Source organism: Mesorhizobium sp. M7D.F.Ca.US.004.03.1.1 (assembly GCF_003998635.1).
In the GTDB taxonomy this organism is placed as follows: domain Bacteria; phylum Pseudomonadota; class Alphaproteobacteria; order Rhizobiales; family Rhizobiaceae; genus Mesorhizobium; species Mesorhizobium loti.
This window is the reverse complement of the sequence record NZ_RZQG01001771.1, coordinates 1-475: the sequence shown is the minus strand read 5'-3', so window position 1 is coordinate 475 and position 475 is coordinate 1. Positions and strand designations below refer to the sequence as shown.

1 pseudogene is annotated in these 475 nt (G+C 62.9%); it reads left to right on the top strand.

The annotated features are described in order from the left end of the window. Positions 1–475 (top strand): annotated as a pseudogene (locus EN935_RS39960) (DNA-binding protein); the annotation flags it as partial.

Sequence of the window (475 nt, the reverse complement as noted above, 5' to 3'; positions counted from 1 at the left end):
CCGACCTGCACCCGCTCGACCAGTTCCGGGCCTTCAAGACGCTCAGCGACCAGGGCCTCGATCCGGAGGAGATTGGCGCCCGCTTCTTCGTATCGCCGGCGACCGTAAGACAGCGTCTGCGGCTGGCATCGGTATCGTCAACGCTTCTCGAGCTCTACGAGAAGGACGAAATCCGGCTCGAACAGATCATGGCGTTTTCGATCTCCGACGATCATGCGCGCCAGGAGCAGGTCTGGGAGCGGATCTCCAGCTCGCACACGCAGGAACCGTATTACATCAGGCGTCTGCTGACGGAGACCACCGTTCGCGCCGATGATCGCCGTGCCGTCTATGTCGGCGCCGAAGCCTATGAGGCTGCCGGCGGGGTCATCCTTCGCGATCTCTTCGAGCAGGATTCCGGCGGCTGGTTCCAGGATGCCGCACTCCTCGAGCAGCTTGTCTTCGACAGGCTGAAGGTGGATGCCGAGGCGATGCG